This window comes from Ornithinibacter sp., from assembly GCF_035443565.1.
Taxonomy (GTDB): domain Bacteria; phylum Actinomycetota; class Actinomycetes; order Actinomycetales; family Dermatophilaceae; genus Fodinibacter.
In genome coordinates this window covers 1-1,874 of record NZ_DAORSO010000290.1, presented here as the reverse complement: position 1 = coordinate 1,874, position 1,874 = coordinate 1, and the positions used below count along the sequence as shown (strand labels likewise).

General features: G+C 68.4%; 1 protein-coding gene and 1 pseudogene. Both read right to left on the bottom strand.

The features are described 5' to 3' along the window. A partial coding sequence (gene leuA, locus PLL68_RS14550; protein ID WP_324535308.1) for a 2-isopropylmalate synthase occupies positions 1-1,604 on the bottom strand: 1,604 nt, incomplete at its 3' end. Positions 1,605-1,783: 179 nt separating this feature from the next. Then, positions 1,784-1,874, bottom strand: a pseudogene (locus PLL68_RS15920) (N(G),N(G)-dimethylarginine dimethylaminohydrolase); the annotation flags it as partial.

The following is a 1,874-nucleotide window of genomic DNA, read 5'->3' as shown; positions in this document are numbered from 1 at the left end:
CGGGCGTCACCACCGGCCGACAGCGCGTGCTCGTGGTAGTCGAGCACCCGCACGTCGACGCCGAGCGGCGCGAGAGCCGCGATGAACGCCGCGATCGGGCCGTTGCCGGTGCCGGAGATCTCGACCTGCTTGCCGTGGTCGGTGATGACCGACTCGATGTGGTCCATGCCGTCATCGGCACCGATGAGGGTCGAGCGCACCGGGGCGAACCGGCCCCATCGCTCGTCGACCTGCTCGGCGTGCAGGTACTCGTCGGCGAACATCTGCCAGATCTCGGACGCCGACAGCTCGCCGCCCTCGGCGTCGGTGCGGCGCTGCACGACGTGGCTGAACTCCACCTGCAGACGGCGCGGCAGGTCCAGCCCGTGCTCCGCCTTGAGCAGGTAGGACACCCCACCCTTGCCGGACTGGCTGTTGACCCGCACGACGGCCTCGTAGGACCGGCCGATGTCGTGCGGGTCGATCGGCAGGTAGGGAACCCCCCAGTCGATGTGGTCGATGTCGGTGCCGGCGGCGACGGTGCGCCGCTCCATGTCCTCGAAGCCCTTCTTGATGGCGTCCTGGTGCGAGCCGGAGAAGGCCGTGTAGACGAGGTCGCCACCCCACGGGTGCCGCTCGTGCACCGGCAGCTGGGTGCAGTACTCGACGGTGCGCCGCACGTCGGCCATGTCGGAGAAGTCGATCTGCGGGTCGATGCCCTGGCTGAACAGGTTCATGCCCAGGGTGACCAGGCAGACGTTGCCGGTGCGCTCCCCGTTGCCGAACAGGCAGCCCTCGATGCGGTCGGCACCGGCGAGGTAGCCGAGCTCGGCCGCGGCCACGCCCTCGCCGCGGTCGTTGTGCGGGTGCAGGCTGACGACGACGGACTCGCGGCGGTCGAGGTGACGCACCATCCACTCGATGGAGTCGGCGTAGACGTTGGGGGTGGCCATCTCGACGGTGGCCGGCAGGTTGATGATGATCTTGTGGTCCGGCGTCGGGTCGATGACGGCGATGACCTCGTTGCAGATGCGCACGGCGAACTCGAGCTCGGTGCCGGTGTAGGACTCGGGCGAGTACTCGTAGTAGACGTCGGTCTCGGGCACGGTCTCCTCGAGCTTGCGGCACAACCGCGCACCCTGGAGGGCGATGTCGATGATGCCCTCCTCGCTCATGCCGAACACCACCCGGCGCTGCAGCACCGAGGTCGAGTTGTAGAAGTGCACGATGGCCGTCTTGCAACCCCGGATCGCGTCGAAGGTGCGCTCGATCAGGTGGTCGCGGCACTGCGTCAGCACCTGGATGGTGACGTCATCGGGGATGTGACCGCCGTCGATGAGCTCACGGCAGAAGTCGAAGTCGGTCTGGCTCGCGCTCGGGAAACCGACCTCGATCTCCTTGTAGCCCATCTTCACGAGCAGCTTGAACATGCGCATCTTGCGCTCGGCGTCCATCGGGTCGATGAGGGCCTGGTTGCCGTCGCGCAGGTCGACCGCGCACCAGCGCGGCGCCTTGGTCATCACCTGGTCGGGCCAGGTGCGGTCGGGCAGCTCGACGCGGATCTGCTCCTGGAACGGCACGTACTTCTGGATCGGCATCCCGGAGGGCTGCTGGGGGTGGATCATCTGGTGTTCACGCCTTCGTCTCGGTGCGGGTGCTCAGCCGGGCACAGCGAACTCCGCGACGAGGGGCGGCCGATTCAGGCCCCGCCGCGGCAGCGAAGGAGGAGGCGTCCAATGCGCACGGGGCCAGCCTGCCACGCGAACGGCATCCCGCCAACCCCGGGGCACCATCCGGACACGCGTCAGCCGCGCACCCGCACCGACAGGCAGGTCACGCAGCCCTCGAGCTTCTCGAGCTCGGAGATGTCGACCTCGTCGACGACGTACCCGCGG